The sequence below is a fragment of the Glycomyces rhizosphaerae genome, from assembly GCF_042647865.1.
GTDB classification, from domain to species: Bacteria; Actinomycetota; Actinomycetes; order Mycobacteriales; family Micromonosporaceae; genus Glycomyces; species Glycomyces rhizosphaerae.
Map to the genome: position 1 here is coordinate 12,977 of NZ_JBHRWO010000008.1, position 25,121 is coordinate 38,097.

Annotated in this window: 23 protein-coding genes and 1 pseudogene; 5 read left to right on the forward strand and 19 right to left on the reverse strand. The window is 69.6% G+C overall.

Annotated elements, in window-relative coordinates; translation table 11 throughout:
- Positions 1-57 precede the first annotated feature (57 nt).
- Together ACFO8M_RS08205 and ACFO8M_RS08210 are read left to right on the forward strand one after the other, a co-directional pair.
- Positions 58-192, forward strand: coding sequence for a hypothetical protein (locus ACFO8M_RS08205; RefSeq protein ID WP_387973127.1), 135 nt, complete (start codon positions 58-60; stop codon positions 190-192).
- Between the two features lie 20 nt (positions 193-212).
- Positions 213-878 carry a pyridoxamine 5'-phosphate oxidase family protein gene (locus ACFO8M_RS08210; RefSeq protein ID WP_387973130.1) on the forward strand — a complete coding sequence of 222 codons (666 nt, stop codon included), beginning with the start codon at positions 213-215 and terminating at the stop codon, positions 876-878.
- Positions 879-978: 100 nt separating this feature from the next.
- Here ACFO8M_RS08210 and ACFO8M_RS08215 read toward each other — a convergent pair whose 3' ends face one another.
- From ACFO8M_RS08215 to mshC, 3 genes are all read right to left on the reverse strand, one after another.
- Positions 979-1,866, reverse strand: coding sequence for a phenylalanine 4-monooxygenase (locus tag ACFO8M_RS08215; protein WP_387973132.1), 888 nt, complete (start codon positions 1,864-1,866; stop codon positions 979-981).
- A gap of 82 nt (positions 1,867-1,948) precedes the next feature.
- Positions 1,949-3,604, reverse strand: coding sequence for an enoyl-CoA hydratase-related protein (locus ACFO8M_RS08220; protein ID WP_387973135.1), 1,656 nt, complete (start codon positions 3,602-3,604; stop codon positions 1,949-1,951).
- A gap of 74 nt (positions 3,605-3,678) precedes the next feature.
- Positions 3,679-4,920 carry a cysteine--1-D-myo-inosityl 2-amino-2-deoxy-alpha-D-glucopyranoside ligase gene (mshC, locus tag ACFO8M_RS08225; protein ID WP_387973138.1) on the reverse strand — a complete coding sequence of 414 codons (1,242 nt, stop codon included), beginning with the start codon at positions 4,918-4,920 and terminating at the stop codon, positions 3,679-3,681.
- 130 nt (positions 4,921-5,050) lie between these two features.
- Between mshC and ACFO8M_RS08230 the strand changes: the two genes are divergently transcribed.
- Positions 5,051-6,025: an aldo/keto reductase gene (locus ACFO8M_RS08230; protein WP_387973141.1), complete on the forward strand. Its 975-nt coding sequence runs from the start codon at positions 5,051-5,053 to the stop codon at positions 6,023-6,025.
- A gap of 102 nt (positions 6,026-6,127) precedes the next feature.
- On the opposite strand, the gene ACFO8M_RS08235 is transcribed toward ACFO8M_RS08230, so the two are convergent.
- Positions 6,128-6,610 carry a VOC family protein gene (locus tag ACFO8M_RS08235; protein WP_387973144.1) on the reverse strand — a complete coding sequence of 161 codons (483 nt, stop codon included), beginning with the start codon at positions 6,608-6,610 and terminating at the stop codon, positions 6,128-6,130.
- Between the two features lie 73 nt (positions 6,611-6,683).
- On the opposite strand from ACFO8M_RS08235, the gene ACFO8M_RS08240 reads away from it, so the two are divergent.
- Positions 6,684-7,520: an AraC family transcriptional regulator gene (locus ACFO8M_RS08240; RefSeq protein WP_387973147.1), complete on the forward strand. Its 837-nt coding sequence runs from the start codon at positions 6,684-6,686 to the stop codon at positions 7,518-7,520.
- Positions 7,521-7,544: 24 nt separating this feature from the next.
- Here the strand turns inward: ACFO8M_RS08240 and ACFO8M_RS08245 are convergent, their stop codons facing one another.
- The 5 genes and pseudogenes from ACFO8M_RS08245 to ACFO8M_RS08265 all read right to left on the reverse strand — a co-directional run bounded on the left by ACFO8M_RS08245 (position 7,545) and on the right by ACFO8M_RS08265 (position 13,366).
- Positions 7,545-7,919: a cupin domain-containing protein gene (locus ACFO8M_RS08245; RefSeq protein WP_387973149.1), complete on the reverse strand. Its 375-nt coding sequence runs from the start codon at positions 7,917-7,919 to the stop codon at positions 7,545-7,547.
- A 55-nt stretch (positions 7,920-7,974) separates the two neighbouring features.
- Complete coding sequence (locus tag ACFO8M_RS08250; protein ID WP_387973152.1) at positions 7,975-8,778, reverse strand: hypothetical protein; 804 nt, start codon at positions 8,776-8,778, stop codon at positions 7,975-7,977.
- Between the two features lie 104 nt (positions 8,779-8,882).
- Positions 8,883-9,896, reverse strand: a complete 1,014-nt coding sequence (locus ACFO8M_RS08255; RefSeq protein WP_387973155.1) for a hypothetical protein — start codon at positions 9,894-9,896, stop codon at positions 8,883-8,885.
- Between the two features lie 213 nt (positions 9,897-10,109).
- Positions 10,110-11,733 (reverse strand): annotated as a pseudogene (gene abc-f / locus ACFO8M_RS08260) (ribosomal protection-like ABC-F family protein).
- A 256-nt stretch (positions 11,734-11,989) separates the two neighbouring features.
- A complete protein-coding gene (locus ACFO8M_RS08265) occupies positions 11,990-13,366 on the reverse strand; it encodes a M20/M25/M40 family metallo-hydrolase (protein ID WP_387973157.1) in 1,377 nt (458 codons plus the stop codon).
- A gap of 150 nt (positions 13,367-13,516) precedes the next feature.
- Between ACFO8M_RS08265 and ACFO8M_RS08270 the strand changes: the two genes are divergently transcribed.
- Positions 13,517-13,882, forward strand: coding sequence for a hypothetical protein (locus ACFO8M_RS08270; protein ID WP_387973160.1), 366 nt, complete (start codon positions 13,517-13,519; stop codon positions 13,880-13,882).
- Positions 13,883-13,974: 92 nt separating this feature from the next.
- Here the strand turns inward: ACFO8M_RS08270 and ACFO8M_RS08275 are convergent, their stop codons facing one another.
- The 10 genes from ACFO8M_RS08275 to kdd all read right to left on the reverse strand — a co-directional run bounded on the left by ACFO8M_RS08275 (position 13,975) and on the right by kdd (position 25,084).
- Positions 13,975-15,165 carry a cation:proton antiporter gene (locus ACFO8M_RS08275; RefSeq protein WP_387973163.1) on the reverse strand — a complete coding sequence of 397 codons (1,191 nt, stop codon included), beginning with the start codon at positions 15,163-15,165 and terminating at the stop codon, positions 13,975-13,977.
- Positions 15,165-15,650, reverse strand: a complete 486-nt coding sequence (locus ACFO8M_RS08280; RefSeq protein ID WP_387973167.1) for a cation:proton antiporter regulatory subunit — start codon at positions 15,648-15,650, stop codon at positions 15,165-15,167. The genes ACFO8M_RS08275 and ACFO8M_RS08280 overlap by 1 nt, the downstream gene beginning before the upstream one ends.
- Before the next feature lie 54 nt (positions 15,651-15,704).
- A complete protein-coding gene (locus ACFO8M_RS08285; protein WP_387973170.1) occupies positions 15,705-16,592 on the reverse strand; it encodes a transglutaminase-like domain-containing protein in 888 nt (295 codons plus the stop codon).
- Positions 16,593-16,728: 136 nt separating this feature from the next.
- A complete protein-coding gene (locus ACFO8M_RS08290) occupies positions 16,729-18,693 on the reverse strand; it encodes a phosphatase PAP2 family protein (protein WP_387973172.1) in 1,965 nt (654 codons plus the stop codon).
- A 204-nt stretch (positions 18,694-18,897) separates the two neighbouring features.
- Positions 18,898-19,905 carry a serine hydrolase gene (locus ACFO8M_RS08295; protein WP_387973175.1) on the reverse strand — a complete coding sequence of 336 codons (1,008 nt, stop codon included), beginning with the start codon at positions 19,903-19,905 and terminating at the stop codon, positions 18,898-18,900.
- An 81-nt stretch (positions 19,906-19,986) separates the two neighbouring features.
- Entirely contained in the window at positions 19,987-21,315 is a 1,329-nt protein-coding gene (locus tag ACFO8M_RS08300) for a glutamate mutase L (protein WP_387973178.1), read from the reverse strand.
- Complete coding sequence (gene kal, locus ACFO8M_RS08305) at positions 21,312-21,695, reverse strand: 3-aminobutyryl-CoA ammonia lyase (protein WP_387973181.1); 384 nt, start codon at positions 21,693-21,695, stop codon at positions 21,312-21,314. The genes ACFO8M_RS08300 and kal overlap by 4 nt, the downstream gene beginning before the upstream one ends.
- Positions 21,692-22,450 (reverse strand): lysine 5,6-aminomutase subunit beta, encoded by a 759-nt coding sequence (gene kamE, locus ACFO8M_RS08310; protein ID WP_387973184.1) that lies wholly within the window; start codon positions 22,448-22,450, stop codon positions 21,692-21,694. The genes kal and kamE overlap by 4 nt, the downstream gene beginning before the upstream one ends.
- Positions 22,447-24,033: a lysine 5,6-aminomutase subunit alpha gene (gene kamD / locus ACFO8M_RS08315; protein ID WP_387973186.1), complete on the reverse strand. Its 1,587-nt coding sequence runs from the start codon at positions 24,031-24,033 to the stop codon at positions 22,447-22,449. The genes kamE and kamD overlap by 4 nt, the downstream gene beginning before the upstream one ends.
- A gap of 1 nt (position 24,034) precedes the next feature.
- On the reverse strand, positions 24,035-25,084 hold the full coding sequence (gene kdd / locus ACFO8M_RS08320; protein ID WP_387973188.1) for an L-erythro-3,5-diaminohexanoate dehydrogenase: 1,050 nt from the start codon (positions 25,082-25,084) through the stop codon (positions 24,035-24,037).
- Positions 25,085-25,121: the final 37 nt, after the last annotated feature.

Sequence of the window (25,121 nt, forward strand, 5' to 3'; positions counted from 1 at the left end):
CACAGGATGGGCACCGTGTCGGACGAAGATCACACAGGGACGAATAGGATTCGCGGTATGGAATTCTTCCTCGGATTGATCTTCTTCATCATCGGCACCTATGTCATGTACTGGATCGTCCGCATGGGCGTGCGCGACGGCATCGCCGACGCGGACGAGCGCCGAGTCGGGTCTGGCCCAGAACGCGAATGAGGGCGTAGCATCGGGTCGTAATGGCCGTCTCTTTCGAAGGGACCCAGATGGACACGCTCGACAGTCACCTGTGGACCGAAGTCACCGATCCCGCCAAGCTCCGTGAGATCGTGGGCGAGGTGATGCCCCAGGCCGCCACCAAGGAGCGGGCGAAGCTCCACGAACGCGACCGCGAATGGCTCGCCGCCTCCCCCTACTGCGTGCTCGCGACCGCCGATGCCGAGGGCAACTGCGACGCCTCCCCCAAGGGCGACCCGGCCGGGAAGCTCGTCCACGTGCTCGACGACTCGACCCTCGCCATCCCCGAGCGCAAGGGCAACCACCGCGTCGACGGCTACCACAACGTGCTCGCCAACCCCCATGTCGGCCTGCTCTCGCTGATCCCGGGCCGGCGCGAGACGCTGCGGATCAACGGGCGTGCCCGGGTCGTCTCGGACGCGCCGTTCTTCGAGGACATGGTCGTCAAGGGCCACAAGCCGGTTCTGGCGCTGGTGATCGAGATCGACACGATCTACTTCCACTGCGGCAAGGCCTCCATGCGTTCGGGCATCTGGAAGCCCGAGACCTGGACGCCCGACGCGCTGCCCCAGCACGCGCAGCTGGTCAAGGAGACCCAGGTCGTCGAGGCGACTTTGGAAGAGCTCGTCGACAAGTACGGCCCGAAGTACGAAGCGGGACTGTACTAGCCCGCATGGCCGCGCTCAAGAGCGGCGGCTGAACCGCGGGACGGCGTTCGTGCGGCCGGGCGATGCGCCCGGCCGCTTCGCCGTGCGGTGACCGGTTCGGTCAGCGGGCGTCCGCCTTGAGGCGCTCGATCGACTCGTCGTCGCAGGTCGCCCAGAACTCCCCCACCACGTCCTCCAGCTGCTCCATCGACCCCGCGTCGAAGAGGTGGTCCTGGTACTTCGTGATGTCGTAGTCGATGGTGCCCATGGTGACCAGGTCGAGCGGCATGATCTCCATGCCCCGGAACTCGTCGATCTCCCCGTACGAGGACAGGATGCCCGCGCCGTAGGCCTTCAGGCCGTCCTTCTCGCTCATGACCCCGAACTCGAGGGTGAACCAGAAGACGCGGGAGACGAACTCGAGCGCGTCCTCGGAATGGACGCGGCGGGCCGCCTCACCGGCGACGCGGTAGAGCGCGGCGAACCGCGGCGAGGCGAGGGCGTTGGCGTGGCCGATGACCTCGTGGATGACGTCCGGCTCGGGCGTGTACAGCGGCACCGAGTGGTGGCGGATGTACTGGGTCGCGTGGAACTTCCCCTCGGCGAGCACCCCGTAGAACTCGCGCAGGGGCACGAGCCCCGCCGCGGGTACGTAGCTGAAGCCCGTGAGCGGCTCCAGGGACTCGGAGACCTCGTGGAGCTGCGGGATGTGGTCGGCGGGGAGTTTGAGGCGCTCGGCGCCCTCCAGGTACTCGTGGTTGGCCAGGGCTTGATGCTTGATGGCGAGTTCGGCGCTGACCAGCCGCCATATCTCGTGTTCAGTGTCGGTATAGGAAACGGTCGGCATGGGTAGGCCGGGTTTCCAATCCATTGCGAGGGCCGCGATGGCGTTGCGCCGGTCGCGGTACTCGGGGTCGGCGAAGCCCGGGTGGTTCTCACCCAGTTCCACGACGACCGTGCCGTCGGCGTCGGTGTTGACCGGCGCGAAGTACTGTCCTTCTTCGAACATAGGAACAGTCCATCAGGTGGGATGCCGCCTGTCAACGCAGTCGGGAGACTGGCAACCCTTCTCCGGCCGGCACGGCCCCGGTTCAGCGGAAGCGGAGCTTCTCCGGCGTCTCGGCCGGGGCCGACTTGCCGAGGAACGCGCGGCGCTTGGCGTGGAAGCCGTGGCGGTCGTCGAACATGTCGCGGGCCATCTCGGCCAGCTCGATGGTCTGGTAGTACGACAGGGGCTTCGACTCGGCGCGGCGGCGGGCCTTGGCGGCGAACATGCGCCCGCGCGTGACCGGCTCGTTGTAGCCGATCGCGACGGCGCGCAGCCAGCGCTGGAACTCGTCCCAGTCGCGGGGGCCGACGGCGCCGATGAGGCCGATCTGCTTGGCCTCGGCGGCGGAGATCGGGAGCTTCTCGCCGAGGAGGCGGGCGGCGGTCTGCGCGCCCACGCGGTTGGCGACCGACCAGGTGTGCAGCTCGGAGCCGTAGATGCCCATGTCGTAATAGGGGTTGAGGACGACGCCGTCGCGGGCGACGGTGACGTCGGCGCAGAGGGCGGTCATGACGCCGCCGGCGCCGGCGCTCGCGGAGAACGCGGCGACGGTGAGCTGCTCGGCCTGGGCGATCGCGAGGCAGAGCTCGTCGATGGCGTTGATGTTGTTCCAGGCTTCGGCGGCGGGGTCGGGGGCGGCGTCGATGACGCCGAGGTGGATGCCGTTGGAGAAGGCGTGCTCGGTGCCGGTGATGACGAGGATGCGGGTGTCCTCGGTGAGGGCCTTCTCGACGGCGCCGGTGAGGCGGCGGCACTGCTCGGTGTGCATGGCGCCGCTGTAGGAGCGGATCGTGAGGTAGCCGATGTCGCCTTCGCGGCGGTAGAGGGATTCGGCGATGGCCTCGGGCGCGGGTTTGAAGGGCGCGCTCGCGGCGTCGATGACCATGGCGGCCGGGAGTTTGAGTCCGCGCTTCTTCTCGAGGAGGGCGGCGTAGCCGACCCAGAGGGTGCCGCGGCCGGTGGCGAAGGCGATGGATTCGCAGTCGCGGCCGACGATGGTGCCGGGTTCGGCGCCGGTGTGCTCGCTGGTGGCGGCGGCGTCGAAGAGGCAGTAGGTGCGGCCGTCGAGGACGGCGGGCGCGCCGGGGGCGCCGTCGGCGGCGGCGATGCGGCGGGCGAGTTCGGTGGCCGAGGCGCGCCAGTCGAGGGCGAAGGCGTTGCGTCGCAGCAGCGGCAGTTCGCCGGTGCCGGGGATGGCGCGGGGGTGTTCGTCGGCGGGGACGGGGCGGTCGCCGTTCGCGACCTTGCGGATCACGGTGGCGACGCATTCCATGGCGGCGTCGGCGACGCGGCTGTTGTAGAGCGCCGATTTGGTGATGCCCTCGGGGACGTCGAATGTGGAGCAGGCCCAGACGGGTCCGGCGTCCATCTCCTCGACCGCCGAGAGCGCGGTGACGCCCCAGCGGGGGCCCCGGCCGAGGATCGTGTGGTCGAGCGAGGAGGGGCCGCGGTCGCCCACCGGTCCGGGGTGGACGATCACGGTGGTCCAGCGGCTCCAGACCTCTTCGGGCACACGGTGTTTGAGGAAGGGACACAGGATGAGGTCGGGGTCGACGCGCTCGACCGCGCGGGTCATCGACTCGGGGGTGCTGTGAGCCGGGGCGAGTTCGACGCCGACCTCGTGCCCCTGCTCGCGCAGGGCGCACCAGACGCGCTGGGTCAGGCCGTTGAAAGCGGACGCCAGCAGCAGGATCTTCAATTCGACTCCAGGGGGGACGCGGGGAGTCGGCCACGCTCAACTGTGAGCGTACCGATACTCGGCATTTCGCACAATCAGCGCGTGCAGTCTATGCCGAGCAATCCTCCGATCGTGTCGCGGGCGAGGGTCGGAGCCGAGGGGTCTTCGCCTCCATTGGTGAGGGTCTCGTTGGCCCAGTCGTCGACGGCGGCGAGCGCTCCGGCGGTGTCGAGGTCGTCGGCCAGGCGTTCGCGAACGGCCTTGAGCATGGCTCCTGCCGGGACGGCGAGTTCACGGGAGACGGCCTCGCGCCAGCGGCCCACGCGCAGTTCGGCTTCGGCCAGCTTGGCGGCGCTCCACTGCCGGTCGGAGCGGTAGTGGTCGGCGAGGAGGGCGAGGCGGACGGCGGCGGGGTCGACGCCTTCGGCGCGGAGTTTGGAGACGAACACGAGGTTGCCGAGGGACTTCGACATCTTCTCGCCGTCGAGGCCGATCATGCCGGTGTGGACGTAGGCGCGGGCGAAGGGCCTTGCGCCGGTGAGGGACTCGGCGTGGGCGGCGGAGAACTCGTGGTGGGGGTAGATGAGGTCGTTGCCGCCGCCCTGGACGTCGATGCGCTCACCGAGGTAGTCGAGGGCGATGCAGGTGCATTCGATGTGCCAGCCGGGGCGGCCCGGGCCGACGGGCGAGTCCCAGGACGGCTCGCCGTCGCGGGGGGCGTTCCACAGGATCGGGTCGAGCGGGTCGCGCTTGCCCTCGCGGTCGGGGTCGCCGCCGCGTTCGCGGGCGTAGCGGAGCATGGTCTCGCGGTCGTAGTTCGATTCGCTGCCGAACTCAGGGTTGGATTCGACGGCGTAATAGATGTCACCTGATTCGTGGCGGTAGGCGGCGCCGCTCTCCAGGAGGCGGGCGATGGCCTGGCCGACGGAGGGGATGGATTCGACGGCGCCGATGTAGTGGCGGGGCGGGAGGACCCCGAGCGCCTCCATGTCCTCGCGGTAGAGGGCGGTCTCGCGCAGGCCGAGGACCTGCCAGTCGGTGCCGTCGCGTTCGGCACGTTCGAAGAGGGGCTCGTCGACGTCGGTAACGTTCTGGGCGTAGTGGACGTCGATGCCCTGGTCGAGCCAGTAGCGGTGCACGAGGTCGAAGGTGATCATCGTGGCGGCGTGGCCGAGGTGGGTGGCGTCGTAGGGGGTGATGCCGCAGACGTACATCGAGGCGCGCTCGGAGCCGGGCTTGACCGTTTCGAGCTGGCCCGCCGAAGCGGTGTCGTGCAGGCGCAGGGCGGGGCCGTGGCCGGGCAGGGCGGGCAGGTGCGGTGCGGTCCAGGAATCCATGACCGCGATCTTATTTCGAATACCGGCCGACCGGCCAGTGCCGGCATTTCGCGACCGAGACGCACTTGTTGTCCTACCAAGTGCACCTGAGGCTTTCATGCGAAGGTTGCTCGATGTAACTTGTGTGGTCATGGAACGCCGACCACTTGGACGCAGCGGCATCGAAGTCTCCTCGCTAGGCCTGGGGACGATGACGTGGACCACCGACGAGGCCGGCCTTGAGGATGCCGCAGCGCAGCTGCAGACGTTCGTGGAGGCCGGCGGCACGCTCGTGGACACCGCCGACGTGTTCGGGCAGGGTGCGGCGGAAGCGGTGATCGGCCAGCTCATCGGCAAGATCGTGGCGCGCTCGGAGCTGCACATCGCGACGAAGGCCGGGGTGCGCACGGACGGGGCGCCGCGCAAGCGGGACACGTCTCGCGGGTGGCTGATGCGGTCACTCGAGGGGTCGCTGCGGCGGCTCGGCACCGACTACATCGACCTCTGGATCCTGCACGTGTACGACCCGGACACGCCGCTGGAGGAGACCATGTCGGTGCTCGACTCGGCGGTGTCGAGCGGGAAGGTCCGCTATGTCGGCTTGTCGAACCACACGGGCTGGCAGACGGCGCGCGCGTTCGCATGGCAGTCGGCGTGGCCGGGCCGGACGCCGATCGTCGCCAACCAGGTCGAGTACTCGCTGCTGCAGCGCGGAGTCGAGCGGGAGGTGCTGCCGGCGTGCCTCGCCCTGGAGATGGGCGTGCTCGCGTGGTCCCCGCTCGGACGCGGAGTGCTGACGGGCAAGTACCGGTTCGGGCGGCCCGCGGATTCGCGGGCGGTCTCGGCGCAGTGGTCGCGGTTCGCCGGGGTGTACCTGGACGAGCGGTCGGCCGGGATCGTCGAGGCGTGCGCGACGGCGGCCGAAGGGCTCGGGGTGAGCCCGCTGGAGGTGGCGCTCGCCTGGGTCCGCGACCAGCCGGGCGTGGCCTCGGCGATCGTGGGCGCCCGCAACGCGACCCAGCTGCGGGCTTCGCTGGCGGCCGAACAGCTGTTCCTGCCGCCGGAGATCCGCCTGGCGCTCGATGACGTGTCGGCGCCCACGGTGGGATATCCCGAGAGTTACTGAGCAAGGGGCGGGCCACGGCTCTGCTCAGTTGCGGCTCGCAAGCTTCGTCGAGGCTGCTTGCGAGCCGCAAATGTGCACGGCCCGCCCCTGCTTTCGTTGCTGCTACTGGCCTTCGCCCATGGAGGCGAGCCATTCGTCGACGCGGCGTTCGCCTTCCTCGCGGGAGACGTCCTCGACGCGGGTCATGATCGACCAGCGGCGCCCGAACGGGTCGGCGATGGACGCGAAGCGGTCGCCGGTGAGGAACACCGCGGGCTCTTCGCGGACGATGGCCCCCGCCTCGACGGCCTTGGCGTAGACCGCGTCGCAGTCCTCGACGTAGAGGACGAGGCTCTCGGTGATCTGCTCCGCGTCGGGCGAGGCCATGCCCCAGGCGGGGTTGGCGTCGCCGAGCTGCACGATCGAGTCGCCGATCTGGATCTCGCAGTGCGCGACGGTGCCGTCGGGCATGTCGTTGCGGGTCAGGACCTTCGCGCCGAAGACCTCCTTGTAGAACTCGATGGCCTTGGCGCCATCGTTGACGACGATGAACGGCGTGATCGTGTGGTAGCCGTCAGGGATCGGGTTCACCTTGTTCTCACTCATGGCACCAGTCTCGCGTCCGCACCTCGGACTCGCTTGTAAAAAAGCGTCATACCCGGCGGTTAGCATTCGGGACGTGAACGGAGCCACCGCCAGCGACAAGGGCATCCTGCGGCCGCACGAGGCGGTGCGGTTCATAGACCTGCGGCGATACCGCGAGACGGGACTGCTCGGCCAGTACGTGGAGCGGTACTGGTCGGTGCGCTGGGACCTCCCCGAAGGGACCGCGTACGAGTCGGTGGTCATCCCGCATCCGTGCGTGAATTTGAGCTTCATGCCGGTCATCGGCGCGGAGCTGCACGGCCCGGGGATCGCGGTCTCGCGGCACCCGCTCACGGGCAGGGGCCGGGTGTTCGGGGTCAAGTTCCGACCCGGCGGATTCACCGCCTTCAGCGGCGTGAAAGGGACGGCTCTGGCGGACTGGTCGGCGGGCGCGGCCACGGTGTTCGGCGCCGAAGCCGACGAGCTCAACTCGATCGTGATGAGCGGCGACGATATCGACGCCATCCAAGTGGTCTCCGGATTCCTGGCGGCCCGCATGCCCGACGCGCCCGATCGGCGCTACGGGCGGCTGCTGGCGGCCGTGAAGGCCATGCTGGAGGACCGGGAGATCACCCGGGTCGACCAGGTGGCCGCACGGTTCTTCATGTCCCCCAAGACCTTGCAGCGGCTGTTCCAGGACTACATCGGGCTCGGCCCGAAGACGCTCATCCGGCGGTACCGCATCCACGACGCGGCCGACCGCCTCGCCGAGGACCCCGGCGCCGATCTGGCCCGGCTCGCGGCCGAACTGGGATGGTCTGACCAGGCCCACTTCACCCACGACTTCAAGGACCTGATCGGCTCGCCCCCGGCAGAGTACGCGTCGCAATGCGCCTCGGCGGGAAGGGAACTGGTCTTGGCGCACCGGTGACCTGCCGGCGCGTTCGAGCGGTGCTCAGGCCGCCGCCTCCATGTTCTTCGAGACCACCTCGATCGTGCGGTTCAGCTCCTCGGTGGGACTGAACTCGACGACGTCGGTCCCCGCGTAGAGAATCGGCGTGTGCCCCGGGCCGACGTGGTAGGCGTCCCCGGCTTCGAAGGTCTCGTCGCCGTCGGCGGTCTTGAAGGTGACCTTCCCGTTGAAGACGTAACCCCAGTGGGGGCACTGGCAGCGGTCCTCCGGCAGGCCCTTGAAGTACTCGGTGAGGTCGGCGTCGGCCGTGTAGGACTCGAAGACCACCGTGTACCCGGTGTCCAGCTCGGTGGCATGGCCTTCGTAGCCTTCGAGGCGGATGGTCTCGTCTGCGGTCGCTTTCGATGTTTTCGGCATGTCCTGCCTCCTCGGATCACAAGCGCTCGCCTCCATCATCACCCGTACCGCAGACTCAAGGCCCCGATTCCCCGATCGGGTCGGCGTTCACCTTGGCCCAGGTCTTGAACAGGACGCCGGTGGCGTACAGCGCAGCCGCGCACGCCAGGCTGTAGCCGAGCGACCAGGCCGCGATGCCGACCATCCCCTGCTCATAGGTGCCCTTGGTGATCGACCACGCCTCCGGCCCGGTGAACGTCCAGGTCAGGATCCCGAAGAGCAGGTCGATCGCGACCGAGAGGACCACCCAGATCCCCGCCCCGACGGCGAAGAACCAGAACGGGAAGGCCATGAACCCCGTGAGCGCCGCGGCGCCTTCGCCGACCCTGTACGCAACCAGCAGCCAGATCAGCGACCAGAGCACGAAGATCGCGGAGATCCAGTCAAGCCGCACATTGGCGCCTATAAAGCCCGGATCGATCAGCAGGATCGGGGAGTGCTGCACGACGTCCAGCAGCACCTCGGAGCGTCCGGGGTCGAACGGCGAGGCGAGAAAACCGCCCGCGATACAGCTCAACCCGAGCATGACCGCCTGCGCCGCGAGGACGCAGGCGGTCACCAGCCAGATCATGAGCACGCGGACCGGAGGCTGACGCACCAGCCACGCACCCGCAACGCCGGCCGCGCGGCGGGTGACGACCGCCCCCCGGACGACCTGTCTGGCGCGGGCGTAGAGCGATTCGATCGACATCGCGATCACCACGAGGCCGATGATGACCGTCGGGAATCCCAGTAGACCGAGCAGCCACTCCACTATGGCGGTGTCGCCGGGAACCGGATTGAAGATCGTCGGGGAAGGCGAGGGGGCAACGAGATCCAACGGCCACCGCTTTCGTGCACGGGATCAGTCGATTGAGCTGTGTCCTCCATGGTAGACATCACCGGCCGGTGCGGCGGCCCCCGGACTCGAGGTGAACCCCTGGCCTACTGGATGGCGGCCATTGCCAGAACCCCCGGTTCACCGGTGAAACCGGTGCGGGAGACGGTGCTGACGGACCGCCACGTTCCGTCGGTTCGGCGGATGGAGTGCCTGACGGCCTGGGTGCCGTTGGTGGCGAGATCGATGATCCCGACCTGCAGTTCGCCCCCGACGTTGGCGGCACTGACCTCGAAAGGCCTGTAGTTGTTGAAAACAGCCACCTTCCTGAACGGCTGCCAGGTGGCGTCCGCCCTGCGGATGGCGTGGAAGACACCGCTGGAGCCGTTCAGCGCCACGACATGGAGCTGCGAGCCGATTCCCGCCACGGCAACGTGGTACGGGTCCCCGATGTCACCGGCCGCGCTCTCGATGTTGCCCCAGCCGCTCCATGTCCCGCCCGAGGAGCGAATGGCGTGGAACAGCCTGCCGTCGGCGATGACGGCGGTGTCGATCGTCGAGCCGACTTTGGTGGTGGCGATGTGGCTGATGCGCCCGAAGGTCTTGAGCGTCACCCAGCGGGGCTGCCAGACGCCGTCCGTATTGCGGACGGTGTGGTACAGGGCGCCGCCGCCTTCGGAAGCGCCGAAGACGTGCAGCACCCCGTTGAGCGCGGTCACCGCGACATGGACGGCGCCGGTTGTGGGACCCGATTCCGAGGGGATCGGCGTGAATGCGGTCCAGGAACCGTCGGCGCTGCGCCGGACGCCGTAGTCCGGTGTCCCGCCGTTGAGGGTTGCGACGGTGTGGAGGTTCCCGTTCATGCCGACACAGGAGACGCGGTACAGCGTGGCGGGAGGAGTGGCGACCTTGCTCCAGCCCGTGCCCCAGGATCCGTCACCCGTTCGCATGCGGTGCAGGAGTTCGCCGTTCGCCATGCCCGCCAGAAAATGCGCATCCCAGTCGGCGGGGGCGGCCGAGGCAGCGGCGGGAGCGAGCGCGCCAAGGCCCGTGCCGAGCAGGGCGGCGGCGGGAACGGCGAGGAGCGATCTGTTGAACTGCCGACGGTCGATTGCGGTCATATCCGACTCCTGGGTACTTGAATGAGTTTGCGGGCCAATGCGTTTCGCAACAGGAAGATGACTTGGGCGCTGAAGGCCGAGTCGATCAGGACCATCTTGGTGACCGGCGGGGTCGATCACAAGGCGGAACACCGGCGGGACACCGGCGGGAACTCCCCTCCCGGTCGAAGCGGCGGGCGCTTGCCGATCGCCGCCCGCCGCTTTTCCAACCGTCTAGAGGTTCGCCATGACCGAGCCCGCGTCCATTTGCAGCTGGCGGCCTTGGAAGGACGTTCTGAGGCGGCGGTCGTGGCTGACCAGGATCACCGTTCCCCGATAGTCCACCAGGGCCTCCTGGAGTTGCTCCGCCAGCATCGGCGACAGGTGGTTGGTCGGCTCGTCGAGCAGGAGGACGTCCACCGGCCTCGTGACCAGCCTGGCCAGTTCGAGGCGGCGGCGCTGGCCGACCGAGAGGGCCGACACCGGGGTGCCGAACCGGTCGTGTGTGAACAGCCCCAGGCGGTCCAGTGCCTCGGCGTGCTCCTCGAGCGTGCCGACCCGGCCTTCGGCGAAGGCGCGCAGCACCGATTGGCGACCTGAACCGGGGCCCGCCAGCTGTCGCAGGTGGCCGATCGCTCCGGTGCGGTCGACCGCTCCCTCGTCGGGTTCGAGTTCGCCGGCGAGGACTCGCATGAGCGTGGTCTTGCCCGCTCCGTTCGGGCCGGTGATCAGGATTCGTTCGCCTTGGGCGATCGACAGGTCGTCGACCTTGAGCCGGTCGCCTACTCGGATGCCCTTGAGCGCCAAGGCTGGCGCTTCGGTTCCGGCGCTGGTGGTCTCCAGCGCGGACTCGAACCGCATCTGCTCGGGGGGCTTCGGGACCGGGGCGGCCAGCAGGCGTTCGAGCATCTGCTTCGCGACCTTGATGCGGCTACTCGCGCCGTGGGTGCGGCTGCGGGCCCTGAAGGCTCCTGCACCCGAACCGGGCTTCTCCAGCTTGCGGGGGATGGCTCCGAGTCGGCCCGCATTGTGGTCCACGATGTCCTTGGCGATCGACTTCGATCTTCCAGGTCTCATAGGCTTCTTGCGCCTGATGGCGTTCGGTCTCCTTTGCAATGAGGTATCCGGCGTAGCCGTTGCCGTAGCGGCGGGCTTTTCGGTCGGCCACTTCGAGCATCGTCGTGGTGACGGCCTCCAGGAACGCCCTGTCGTGGGTCACGGCGACCACCGTTCCGGGCCAGTCGCGCAGTTGCGCTTCGAGCCAGGTGACGGCGTCGTCGTCGAGGTCGTTCGACGGTTCGTCGAGCAGCAACAGCGCGGGCCTGGCCGCGAGGGTCGCGGCCAGCATCAGCCGCGAGCGTTCGCCGCCCGAGAGCGTCCCCAAGGGGCGGCTTCGGTCGAGGCCTGGGAGCCCGAGGACCTCAAGCGCCTGGTCGACGCGCACGTCGGCTTCCCAGCCTTCGCGGGCTTCGAAGTGCGCCAACAGGTCGGCGTAGACGTCGCCTGCGGCCTCGTCGCCGTCGGCGATGTCCTGTTCGGCCTCGCGCATCGCCTTCTCGATGTCGCGCAGGTCGGCCAGCGCGAGGTCGATCGCGTCGGCGACCGTGCCCTGTTCGGGCAGGTCGAGTTGCTGCGGCAGGTAGCCGATGCCGCCTGGGGAGGCGACGGTGAGTTCGCCGTTGTCGGGTTCCTCGACGGAGGCGAGGAGCCTGAGCAGGGTGGACTTGCCGGATCCGTTGTCGCCGATGACGCCGAGCTTCTCCCCCGGTTTGACGGCGAAGGTGACCCGGTCGAGGACGAGGTGGTCGGCGTAGCGCTTGGTGGTGTCTACAAGGGTCAGTTGGGCATGGCGGAACATGCGCGCCTCCAGAAAGCAGTCGTTCAGGAATGGAAGGGAGAACGGCACGCGCGCGGAAGGCTCTTGGCTTCTTGGATTGCGATGCGTGCCTTGCGGCCTTCGCGGAGCTCGGCTCTACGCGGGACCTGGCTGCTTTCTAAAGGAAAATCAACATCGCCGCCGATTGTAGCGTCGATCGGGGCGAGGTGTCCAGGAATCGACGGGCCCTATGCCGGTGAGCGTGCTCACCGGCCTAGGGCCCGTTGGGTTCTCGCTGCTAGGAGCGGGAGATGAAGCGGTCCATCACGTCGACGCCGAACTGGAGGCCGTCGAGCGGCACGCGCTCGTCGATGCCGTGGAACAGGGCGGTGAAGTCGAGGTCGGCGGGCAGCTTGAGCGGCGCGAAGCCGAAGCAGCGGATGCCGAGGGTGGCGAAGGCCTTGGCGTCGGTGCCGCCCGAGAGCATGTACGGGACGGTGCGGGCGCCGGGGTCGGCCTGGCGGATCGCATCGGCCATGGCGTCGACGAGGACGCCGTCGAAGCTGGTCTCGTAGCCGGGCTGGCGGATCTCGTATTCGAAGTCGATGCCGGCCCCGGCGAGTTCGCGGAGGGTGGCTTCGAGTTCGTCGTTGCGGCCCGGCAGGGAGCGGCAGTCGAGGACGGCTTCGGCGGTGGACGGGATGACGTTGGTCTTGTAGCCCGCGTTGAGGCGGGTCGGGTTCGCCGTGTTGCGCAGGGTCGCGCCGATGAGGCGGGCGACCGGGCCGAGCTTGGCGACGGTCTCGTCGGGGTTGTTCGGGTCGAATGCGATGCCGGTGAGTTCGGAGACGGACTCGAGGAACTGGCGGACCGTGGGGGTCATCTCGACCGGGAACTCGTGCTGGCCGATGTTGGCGACGGCGCGGGTGAGGCGGGTGACGGCGTTGTCGTCGTGGAGCATCGAGCCGTGGCCGGGGCGGCCGGTGGCGCGCAGGCGGAGCCAGTCGAGGCCCTTCTCCGCGGTCTGGACCACGTAGACGCGCAGGTCGTTGGGCAGGGTCATGGAGAATCCGCCGACTTCGCCGACCGCTTCGGTGACGCCTTCGAAGACCTCGGGGTGCTGCTCGACCATGAAGCGGGCGCCGTAGTCGGAGCCGGCCTCTTCGTCGGCGGTGAAGAGGAGGACGAGGTCGCGCGGGGGGACCTTGCCTCGGCGCTTCCAGTCGCGCACGAGCGCGAGGAGCATGGCGTCGAAGTCCTTCATGTCGACGGCGCCGCGGCCGAAGAGGTAGCCGTCCTTGATCTCGCCGCTGAAGGGGTGGACGGTCCATTCGCTGGCTTCGGCGGGGACGACGTCGAGGTGGCCGTGGAGGAGGAGGGCCCCGCGGGTGGGGTCGGCGCCGGGGTAGCGGCAGGCGACCGAGGCGCGGCCGGGCGCGGACTCGTAGATCTTGGCTTCGAGGCCGACTTCGGCGAGCTTCTCCGCGACGTACTCGGCGGCGGCGCGCTCGCCTTTGGCGGTCGCGTTGTCGCCGGTGTTGGTGGTGTCGATGCGGATGAGGTCGCGGGCGATGTCGACGACCTCGTCTTGCGGGCGGAGCGGGTTCGCGGTTTCAGCAGGTGTGCGACCAGGATCACTGGGGCCCGGAGCCGCTGGGGCCGGAGTTGTTGTCATACCTCGACCTTATCGTTGTGGGAATGGGCAGGCAGATGGTGCAGGTGAAGCTGTTGCCGACGCCGGAGCAAGCGGCGGCGCTGGCAGCGACGCTGCGTGCTGTCAATGAGGCCGCGAACTGGACTGCTGTCGTCGCCTACGAACAAGGGGTTGCCGCGCGAATACGCGCTGCGCCAGCTCGCCTATGCCGAATTGAGAGCCCGCGGGCTCGGATCGCAGGTGGCGCAGCTGGTCATCATGAAGACTTGCGGTGCTTACGCCGCAATCGCCGGAATGATCAAAGCCGGGCGGCTGCAAGGCAGGCGCGCGTCGAAGGCGACCTTGAAACCGGTGGCGTTCCGCCCCGAAGCGGCCCAGGCATTCGACGACCGTTGCCTCTCGTGGGACCACGACGCGGGCACAGTCGCAATCTGGACGGTGGCCGGGCGCTTGCGGGACATCACCTTCACCGGGCATTCCGATCAGCTCCGGGCCGTGGCTGCGCATCGCAAGGGCGAGCGTTCAACTTGGCCCTGACACCGACTTCTGGGAGTGCGGTGATCTCTTTCGCACCCGCCTCATCGGTCACGGCGATCCGGTGCGGGGCGCCGGCCTCGCGCCCCGCATTGTCACGTCGCTGCCTCGGCGAGGCGTTTCGCGCGGTTCTTCTTGCGGCGCTTCGCCACGATCGGCCCCGCCAGGCGCGGCGCGAGCGGGCCGAGGGCGGCGAGGATCAGCACGTACGCTGCGGCGACGGAACCGAGCGCGGGATTCAGCCCCGCCGTCACGCCGAGTCCCGCGATGACGATCGAGAACTCGCCGCGCGGGAGGAGCACGAGTCCGGCGCGGAGCTTGCCGGTGAAGGCCGAGCCGGATCGGCCGGCCGCCCACCAGCCCGTGGCGAACTTCGTCGCGATCGTGCAGACCGCCAGCGCGATCGCCACCGGGAGCACCGGTGGCAGCGCGGTCGGGTCGGTCTCGAGGCCGAAGTTGACGAAGAAGACCGCCGCGAACAGGTTCTTGAGCGGTTCGAGGGTCTCTTCGGCTTGGCGCGAGACTTCACCGGAGAGGGCCATGCCGACGATGAACGCGCCGACCGCGGCCGAGACGTGCACTTTCTCGGCGAGCCCGGCCACGACGAGGACGATGCCCATGACCTTGAGCATCAGGATCTCCTCGTTCGGGGAGCTGAGGAACCGCGAGAGCAGCCCGCCGAAGCGGGAGGCGACCACGAAGGCCAGGGCGACGGCCAGCAGGGCGACGCCGAGGCCGACGGCGGCTTGGGCGAACGCGAGCCCGGCCAGGATCGTGGTGAGGATCGGCAGGTAGAGCGCCATGATCATGTCTTCGGCGACCAGGAGCGCGAGGATGGTCGGCGTTTCGCGGTTGCCGAGCCAGCCGAGGTCGGTGAGGACCTTTGCGATGATGCCCGAGGACGAGACGTAGGTGACGCCGCCGAAGACGACCGCGGCCGCGGGGCCCCAGCCGAGCAGGAGCGCGCAGGCGACGCCGGGCGCGGCGTTGAGGACGAGGTCGACGACGGCGCCGAGCCAGGAGGTCTTCATGGTGCCGAGCAGTTCGCGCGGCGTGTACTCCAGGCCGAGGGTGAACAGGAGCAGGACGACGCCCACTTCGGCGCCGACGTCGAGGAATCCGGTGATGGCGTGCATCTCGTAGATGCCGCCGTGGCCGAAGGCGAGGCCGGCGAGGAGGTAGAGGGGGATGGCGGAGATGCCGAACTTGCCGGCGAAGGCTCCGAGCAGACCGAGGGCTCCGATGAGGAGGCCGAGCTCAAGGAGAAGCGCGACGGTCCCGTGCATTATTCGAGACCGCGCAGGATCCGGTCGACCGAGTCGACGGCCTCCTGCGTCCCGATGGTCACCAGGCGGTCGCCGACGCGCAGGATCGAGGACGGGGGCGGGCCGGTCTCGACGCCGTCGGCGCGGACGATGGCGACGATCGAGGCGCCGGTGCGAGTGCGGGCGCGCGTGTCGCCGAGGGGCCGGTCGGCGTAGGGGCTGGTGGCGTCCACGTGCAGTTGGCGGGAGACGAGGTTGTCGATCTCGTGGTGCAGCCGGTTGAGCTTCTCGACGATGCGGGCGCCGCCGAGCAGTTCACCGATCGCGGCCGACTCGTCGGCCGAGAAGACGATGCAGTCGAGCATCGAGTCCGGGTCGTCGGGGTCGTAGATGATGAAATCGCGGCGGCCTTCGCGATGGGCCACGATACCTAGGCGCACATGGCGTTTGGTCTCGAATTCGAACCGCACGCCGATTCCGGGCAGCTCGGTGCGCTCCACGTCCACTGTTGGTCACTCCTTTTGTGTGGGATACGCACCGAACCGTACAGCACGGGCAGGTCAGTCGACCGGGATCACCGTCTCGAGGCGGCTGCGCACATGGTTGCGCACCTGGGCGGGGACACGGAGTCGGTCGTCGGCTTCGTAGTGTGAGCGGGCGTCGGCGGCGGTCGCCGGATCGACCGTGACCGCGGCGAGTTCGTCGAAGAGGGCGGTCAAGTCCTTGGTGATCTCGTCGTCGGGTTCGGGCATCACGCCCCACACGTCCCAGGGCAGCAACTCCATGTTGGACAGGGAGGCGACGTCGCGGACGAGGTTGGAGGCGATCCACCACGCACCTTGTTCGCCGGGAATGGTCAGGCCGCACTTGTCGGCGTCGAGTCGCCCGTCGCGGTAGGCGATCCAGGCCTGCCCGCCGACGACGAATCGGTCGCGCGGCACGTCGGCCGGGTCGAAGTCGAAACCGATCACCTTGGTGAGCAGCGGGTCCATCTGGGCGTCGGCGAGGATCCAGCGTTCGCCGTCCCAATACTCGGCGACCCAGTGGTCGATGTGCCAGCCGGCATCGAAGTAGTTGCCGAAGCCGCAGCGGGCGCGGGCGGGGATGCCGTGGGCTCGCATGGCCGCGACCGCGACGAGGCTGAAGGTGCGGCAGGTGCAGGCGATCCGGCGTTCGGGCGTGCGCGCCTCGGTCAGGGGGCGGGGGTCCTCGTCGAGGACACGCCCGAGGATCGGACCGGTTGAACGGAAGTGCGCGGTCTCGCGGCGATCTTCGGGCATGTCGAAGCCGTAGACGCCCGCGAGGTCCTGGTGCACGAGGACGCCTTGGACGGCGGCGAGGATCCCGGGGATGTCGGACGGGACGGCGAGCAATGCGTCGCGGTGGGCTCCGGCGTCGGAGAGCGGGCCGGGCTGGGTGTAGTAGGCGAGGACTTCGTCGGCGCTCATGGTTTTCCTTTCGGAGGTGATGCCATGAAGCCTAGGGAGATTTGAGCCTTGATTTCCAAATTGAATCGCACAAATGTACGGACTGGGATTTGTAGGGATTTCGATCGGCCCCGGCCGCGGCCGGGGCCGATTCAGGTCAGGCGGCGTCGATGCGGACTTCGATGCGCTTCTTCGAGTATTCGAGCGTGGCGGTGTAGCCGGGGAGGTCGAGGACGACTTCGGCGAAGGTGCCGACGATCTCCTCGGCCTCGGCCAGCGGGAGCGAGACGCCCGCGACGGGCGGGCGCTGCGGGTCGAGGGCGATCTTCAGGACGGCACCGGAGCCGAGGGTGACCTTGTTGGCGACCTCAAGGGCCGGTTCGCCTTCGGCGTTCAGCACGACCTGGAGGGCCGCGTTCGACTGGGCGTAGGCGCGCAGTTCGAGCTGGTCGGCGTCGACGGCGAGGGTCCCGCCGGTGACGGTGACGCCGCCCTTGCCGAGGGCGTTCGCGGAGGCCGCGCGGAGTGTGCCCTCCTGGACGAGCACGCCGCCGGAGAACGAGTTGTCGCCGGTGAGGGTGAGCGAACCGGTGCCGGTCTTGGTGATCTTGCCGGAGCCGCCGATGTCGTTGCGCCAGGTGTCGGCGGCGCTGAAACCGCCCTGGGCGGCGTCCATGGCGACGGCGACATCGGCGTTGAAGCGGGCGTAGCCGTCGGCGGCGGTGAAGTAGTCCAGGCGGCCCCACTGCTCGGGCCCGTTCAGGATCGGGTAGCCCGACTTGAGCGCGGTCGTGGCCAGGACCTCGCGGCGCTGCTCGGCGTCCAGGTACGGCAGGCGGGTCTCCAGGAGGACTTCCGCTCCCTTGGGGACGATCATGGCGGCGTCCGAGCCGGACCGCTCCAGGAAGTAGGTGAGGCGTTCGCGGTAGCGCTCGCGGTTGGCCTCGCGGTCGGCGTACAGGTCGGTGTCGGGGCCCTCGCGGTGCGCGTAGGCGTGCAGCCCGTCGGCCGAGACGCCCGTGGCGGCGGTGAAGTAGGCGAGCGCCTGTTCGCGGCCGTCCGCCTTGATCTGGGCGGTGGCCGGGTTGTGCAGCACGGCGGCGGCCAAGGCGGTGCCGAGGATGCGACCGCCGACGACGTCGACCACCGAGTGCATGCCCGCCATGATGCGCGAGTGCGCGACGTCGGAGGCGCGGGTGAGCAGCTCCTGGAACCGCTCCGGGACGGCGTAGGCCAGCGCGAAGGCCGCGAGCCACGCGGCGTTGGCATGGCCGGAGGGGAAGCCGCCGTCTTCCGCGGGAATGTCGGAGCGCTGGCGCAGCAGCTGCGGGGCCACGAGGACCTTCGAGTCGTAGGCCGGGATGCCGAGGACGGGGATGCCGCCGGTTTCGGCGACTTCGCTGTCCTCGTTCATCCGGTAGGGGCGCGGGTAGAGGTACGCGAACTTGCTGGGGTTCGAGGAGGTGAAGTTGCCACGGACCGTGTTGACGAGGAGGGCGACCTTGCCGAGTTCGGAGTCGGTGGCGCCGGCGCCGTTGGCGGACCCGGCCGGGGCGCCGGGCGGGACCGAGTCGCTGATCTTGCCGGCGGGAATGCCGTCGGGGGCGCTGGTGATGGCGGTGACGGCCTTCGCGCCGGTCTTGTAGAGGGCTTCGAGGGGGCCGAGGCCGCCGATGGCGCTGTAGCTCTGGTGCTGGCGGTCGAAGATGAAGGCCTGCTTGGCTTCCGCGAGGGTGCGTGCGCCGGTGAGGTCGGCGCTGTAGGCCATGTTGTCTTCGAGCAGGTCTTCGTCGACGACGGTGCCGTTGTTCCATTCGGGGCCGGTCTGCCAGACGTCCTGGAAGCCGCTGAGGATGCGGACGGCGGCGTTGCTCTCGGCGGTCTGGTTCTCGGTGATGTTGGTGGCGTAGGTGTCCACGAAGGCGGGGCCGTCGTACTGGGCGTACTGGGCGGTGGTGCGGAGGGACGCGCCCGACGTCGGATCGATTGTGGACTGGAGCGCGCTAGTGGTCGGCTCGGCCGAGGCCGGCTCGGCGACTGCGGCGGCCGCGATGCCTGCGGCGACGGCGGCCGAGCCGGTGAGGAGGCGGCGCCGGTCGATCGTGCGTGGTGCTGTGGACATGTCGTTGTCGCTTTCCGAGGGAGGGCCGAGAGCCCGGGGCCGGGCCTGGAAATGCCAGGTCGCGCACCAGACTGTCACAACCATCGATGAACACCGCATTGCGGGTCGGTGGCCTGGGGATTCACGTCGGCTAACACTTGCACGATGAACCCGCTTTTCATGACAAAGCCCCCGGCCGCATTGCTGCCGGGGGCTCCGATTCGCCTACTGCACCAGGTCGGCGTTGAGCGCTTCCGGCTCGACTTCGAGCGTGACCGCGTCGGACGCGGCCACGGCGGACGCGTTCACGGCGTTGAGCATCTTGCGGCCCATCTTCGCGTGGGCCTGCACGGCCGGGTGGGTCGCGCCGTAGTTGCCCCAGTTGTCGTCGTACTGCGCCATGAACGAGTAGACGAGGGCCGGGGCGCCGGCGGCGCTGTAGACCACGCCGGACTCGCTGCGGGTGGCGTCGTCCGCGCCGTACTTCATGGCGACGCGCGCGCGTTCGACCGAGGACATGTTGCGGCGGAAGCCGTCGTGGTAGCCGCTGAGTCCCTTCAGGATGTTCAGGAAGAAGCTCGTGCTCTTGGCCGAGAGCAGCTCGCCCTTCGCCAGGCGGGTCAGGAGGTCGTTGGTCTCGAAGGTGGTGGTGTCGCCGAGCCACATGCGGTTCGGGTTGGCGGGGTTGGGGATCACGCGGGTGTCGGTGAAGCCCTTCGCAGCCAGGGTCTCGTTGATCTCGGCGGGCGGGCAGACCAGGCCGCACAGCCGCACCGAGGTGTTGTCGGAGGTCAGGAGCATCGCGACCAGCACGTTGGCGACGGTGATCTCGTCGCCGTAAGCGGTCTGGTGGAAGTAGAAGCCCGAGCCGGTGAGGATGATGTCGGACGTGAGGGTGATCCGGTCGTCCAGGGCCAGTTCGCCCCGGTCGATCTTGTCGAGCACGCCGAGGGCGATGCCCAGCTTGTTGATGCTCGCGGCCGTCTGGACGCTCGTCGAGCCCTGGTCCACGGCGACGACGGGGGCGCCGCTGCCGTTGAGGAGGGTCACGTAGCCCTGCCAGGTGCCGCCGGCGTTGCCGGTCTCGTAGTCCCAGATCGCCTTGATCTGGGCCGCCGAGGTGGCGGCGGCCTGCGTGCTCACCTGCTCCGCGTGCGCGGCGGAGGCGGAGCCCAGGATGGCCCCGCCCGCGGTCACTGCGGCCCCGAGCTTGATTACATCGCGTCGTTCCATGGTCGCCCTTCGTTGGCTTGCAGGGTGTTGAGGGATGTCCACATGCAGTACGCCGCGGGCTGGGCGAGCGGTTGCCCCGGATCAGAACGATGTGGACTCCAGGAGTCCAATTGCGGCATTGCGGTGGCCGTTCGCGGCGAGGAGCCCGGCCGGGGCGAGCCGGTAGTCGGCGTCGATCGCGAAGCGGGCGTCCTTGGGCGGCCGGACGCCGCCGGAGGTGTCGGCGCCGACCGCTTCGCGCAGCCACACGGCGGCCTCGGGGTCGCGGCGGAGGATCCCGCCGGAGCCGACGACGAGGCTCACGGCCGCGAGGTCCTTGCCGCCGCGCAGCGGCTCGGTGGGTCCGCCGATCCGCTCGCCGCGCGCGTGGCGGCGCACCGCGATCCGGGCGGCCAGCGCGCTCAGTTCGGCGTCGTCGGCGGGGTCGGTGGCGCGGAAGGCCGGGTTCGCGGCGCGCAGGCGGGCCGCCTCCGGCAGGTCCCAGCTCGCGGCGAGGTCTTCCTCGTCGGCGGCCTCGGTGATGCCGACGGCGGTGTGGCGGACGCCGAGGTCGCCTTCCACTGTTCTCGAACGCCAAGCGGTTCCGGCGACTTCGGCGCGCGGGCCCTCGCGTTCGGCGTCGGGGGTGAGCACCGAGTAGACGTCGGTGGTCGCGCCGCCGACGTCGACCACGAGCAGGTCGGCGCCGGTGCGCTCCGCCAGGAGTTCCACACCGGTGAGCACGGCGTCCGGGGTGGCGGCCTTGACCATGCGGGTGAAGTCGGCGCTGGCGGAGAGGTGCTTCCCGGCGATCACGTGACGGAGGAAGACCTCGCGGAGCGCGGTGCGGGCGGGCACGGGATTGAGGACGCCGATGCGCGGCAGGACGTTCGCGACGCGGGTCGTGTCGATCCCGGCTCCGGTGAGGAGCGCTGCGATGTCGGCGGCGGCGTTGGCGTTGCCCGCCAGGACGACCGGGGTGCGAGAGCCGGAGGCGGCGAGGGCTTCGGCGTGGGCGCGCAAGGCCGTCTCGTCCCCGCCGTCGGTGCCTCCGGCCAAGAGGATCACGTCGGGGCGGGCGGCGGCGAGCTCGAGGAAGTCCCCCGCCGCGAGGTCCCCCGCGCGCACGTCGACGACGCGGGCCCCGGCGCTGAGCCCGGCCCGGTAGGCGGCGCGGGCGGTGACCAGGGGCTCGTTGCCGATCACGGCCAGGCGCAGGCCCCCGCCTGCGGAAGAGCAGACGAGGGTGTCGATGACGGTGGCGCCCTTGGGGGTCGCCTCCGCGACGGCGGTGCGGAGGCCTTCCATGACGTCGGTGCCGATCGTGGTCGGGCGCGAGGCGGTGCCGAGGAGGTCGCCGTCGTCCGCGTCGACGACGGCGGCCTTGGTGTAGGTCGATCCGACGTCGACGCAGACGACGGCTCCGCTCATGGAACGACCACGGTGCCCGTGGCGGTGGTGGCGATGATCGGCTCGTCCAGCACGACCGCCGCGGACTCGCCGCGTTCGGGATCGGCGCGGCACACGACTGCGAGCGTGAATTCGACGGTGCGGCTGCGGCGTCCGGTGCGCACCACCGTGGCGGTGGCCTCCACGACGTCGCCGGCCTTCACGGGCGCCTTGAACTGGACGTCCGCATAGGACGCGAACAGGCCCTCATCGCCGTCGGTGAGGACGCACAGCTCGGTGGCCACGTCGCCGAACATGCCGAGGCCGTAGGCGCCGTCCACGAGGTTCCCGCCGTAGTGGGCGTGGCCGTAGGGGATGTAGCGGCGATGGGTCACGGTGACACCGTCGTGGTTGGCGCTCATACGGGGTCCTTCAGGGGTGCGGTCTTCATGGTCACGAGCCGGTGGACGAGGTAGGAGGCCACATCGGACGGGGTGGTGCCGCGGGTGAAGATGCGGTCGACGCCGAGGTCGTTCGCCGCGCCCTCGTCGAAGCGGGGGCCGCCGACGACGAGCAGCGGGCGCTTCCCAGGCGGCAGGGCCTCACGGAACGCGGCCGCCATCTCGCGGGTGTTGTGGAGGTGGGCGTCCTTCTGGGTGACGACCTGGCTCACGAGCACCGCGTCGGCCTCTTCGTCGACGGCGCGGTTGACGAGGTCGGGCACGGCGACCTGCGCGCCGAGGTTGACCACGCGCAGCTCGCGGTAGTACTCCAGGCCCTTCTCCCCCGCCACGCCCTTGATGTTGAGGATCGCGTCGATGCCGACGGTGTGCGCGTCGGTGCCGATGCAGGCGCCCACGACGCACAGCTTGCGGCCGAGCCGCTCGCGGATGGCGTCGTTGACCTCCTTGGGGCTCATATGGGGGTAGTCCTTCTCGACCACTTTGACCTCGTCGAGGTTGACGAGGTGCGTGGACGCGCCGTAGACCACGAAGAACGTGTAGCCCTCGCCGATGGGCTTGGCGTGCACGAGCATCGCGCCGTCGAGGCCCATCTTGGCGGCGAGTTGGAGGGCCGCGCCCTCGGCGCGTTTGTCGTGCGGGACGGGCAGGGTGAAGGAGAGCTGCACCATGCCGTCGCCGGTGGTGTCCCCGTAGGGCCTGACGATGCGGCTCACCGGGAGTCCTCCTTCAGGGCGTCTTGGTCGGGGCTCGTCCTGTCCAGCTCGTCCGTGGCCGGATTCCAGTAGTCGTCGGCGCGCTTCGCGACCCCGTCGAGGCCCCGGCCGCCGTCGGCGGGGCGCTTCATGATCCCGAAGGTGCCGTCGGCGATGGCGTTGAGCAGGCCGTCGTCCACAATGCGGCCCAGGAGGTCCACGGCCTCGCCGAGCACCTCGTTGGCGCGGTTCGCGATGAAGCCGTCCTTGGGCGGATGGAAGTCCTCGGCGAGCCCGGCGCAGGCGCTGAGCACGTACCGCACGTTCTGGAGGGCGATGTCGCGGTCCGAGAGCCAGGGGGTGACGACCGCTTCGGTCATCATGCCGACCAGCAGGATCGACTGCCCGGTCATGACCCCGGCGAGGTTGAAGAACCCGTCGAGGAGGTTGCCGCGGAACACGTCGCCGGTCATGTGCTTGGTCGGCGGCATCCACTTCAGCGGCGCGTCGGGGAACAGCTGGCGGGCCAGCAGCGCGTGCGCGAGTTCCAGCCGGAACGATTCGGGCACTTCAGGATTGATCTCGAAGGCGTGCCCGAGCCCGAGCAGCGGGTCGGGGAGCCCGGCCTCGTGCGCGAAGCGCTCGTTGAGCAGCTGCGAGACGGTCACGGTGTGGGCGGCCTCGACCGCGTCGGCCGTGGTCAGGTAGTTGTCCTCGCCGGTGTTGATGATGATCCCGGCGCGGGCGTGGACCTGGCGCGAGAAGCGCTGGTCCACGAAGGTGCGGATCGGGTTGATGTCGCGGAACAGGATGCCGTACATCGAGTCGTTGAGCATCATGTCGAGCCGGTGCATCCCCGCCAGCGCGGCGATCTCGGGCATGCAGAGCCCGGACGCGTAGTTGGTGAGGCGGATGTAGCGGCCGACCTCGCGGGAGGTCTCGTCGAGGGCGGCGCGCATGAGCCGGAAGTTCTCGCCGGTGGCGTAGGTCCCGGCGAAGCCCTCGCGGGTGGCGCCTTCGGGGACGTAGTCCAGGAGGGACTGCCCGGTGGAGCGGATGACGGCGATGACGTCGGCTCCGGCCTTGGCGGCGGCCTGCGCTTGCGGGATGTCCTCGTAGATGTCGCCGGTGGCGACGATGAGGTAGATCCAGGGGCGCTGGGGCGGGTCGCCGATCTCGGTGACGAGCTGGTCGCGGCGGCGGCGGGAGGCGTCGACGCGGTCGAAGCCCGTGCGGACCGCGGCCTGGGCGTGTTCGCGGGCGGTCGCGGCGTCGCTTCCCGTGGGGAGGGTGAAGCGGACGCCGTCCGCGGCGGCGGCGTGAGCGAGGCGGTCGAGGTCGGGGAAGTCCTTGAGCGCGTGGAAGACCGGGAGGGCGATGCCGTGTTCGATGCCGACCTGGTCGGCGACGGCGTCGGCGAGGCGGTTGACCCACGGGATGCCGTCGGGGTCGGCGCCGGTGAGTCCGGCGAGGCGGAGCGTGGCGCGTTCGACGGAGACGGTGGTGTGGCTGCGGGCCAGGTCCACGACGGGTTGGGCGGCCTTCGCTGCAAGGCGGCGGGCGTTGGCGACGACGGCGGGGTCGAGCGGGAGTTCGGCGGTCATGTCAGTCCTCCGTCCCCACTCGGTCGATGAAGAGGTCCCTGAGGTGCGGGTTCTCGCGGAAGAGGTGGAGCGCGTAGTCGGCGTGGCCGGGGACGTAGCCGTTGCCGATGAGCATCTCGACGTCGGCGGCCAGGCCTTCGGCGCCGAGGGCGGCGGTCGGGAACGAGGTGGCCATGGAGAAGAAGATGACCGTGCCGCCGGTGGCGGTCGAGAGGATCGCGCCGTGTTCGCAGCCGGGGACGTCGACGCAGACGACGGTGACGTCGGCGCCGCGCCCGTCGAGGGCCTCGGTGACCTTCCTGGCGAGAGGGAGCGGGGCGGTGGCGTCGGCGACGACGATGTCGTCGGCGAGGCCGGAGCCGAGCAGCTGGGCGGCCTCGTTCTCGTCGCGGACGACGGCGAGGACCTTCGCTGCGTGGGCGTCCCGCGCGGCGGCGAGCGAGAGCGAACCGGACTTCCCGGCCGCGCCGAGGACGGCGACCGTGGTGGCGCCGTGCGTGCGGCGGGCGACGACCCGGCGCACGAGCGCGGGCGCGCCGCACACGTCGAGGACGGCGAGCGCGAGGTGTTCGGGCAGGTCATCGGGGAGGGGGGCGGCGATGGAGCGGCCGAAGAGGATTGCGTGGCCGCTGGCCGGAACCTGCTCGGAATTGCCGTCCCAGCGCGCCAATCCGTCATCAATGTGCAGCGGGGTGAGGGTGAGCGAGACGAGGGTGGCGACCTTCTGGCCGGCTTTGAGGCCGAGCGGCGAGCGGGGGCCGACGGCGTCGACGGTGCCGATGAGCATGCCGCCGGAGCCGGTCACGGGGTTGTGCATCTTGCCGCGGCGATCGATGATCGCGAGCACCTCGGCCCGGATGGCCTCGCCGTCACCGCCGTGGGCGGTGTGGAGCTGCCGGTAGGAGGCCGCGTCGAGGTTGAGTCGCTCGACGCTGATGCGGACTTCATCGTCGGCGATATCGGGGTCTGAGTCGAGCCGATCCGCTGCTTGTGGCAGCGCTCCGGCGGGGCTGACGACTCGGTGCGATCCGACCGGTGAGCCTGTCGACATCGTTGCCGCCCTTCCTGGTAGCAGGGTATTTATAGAG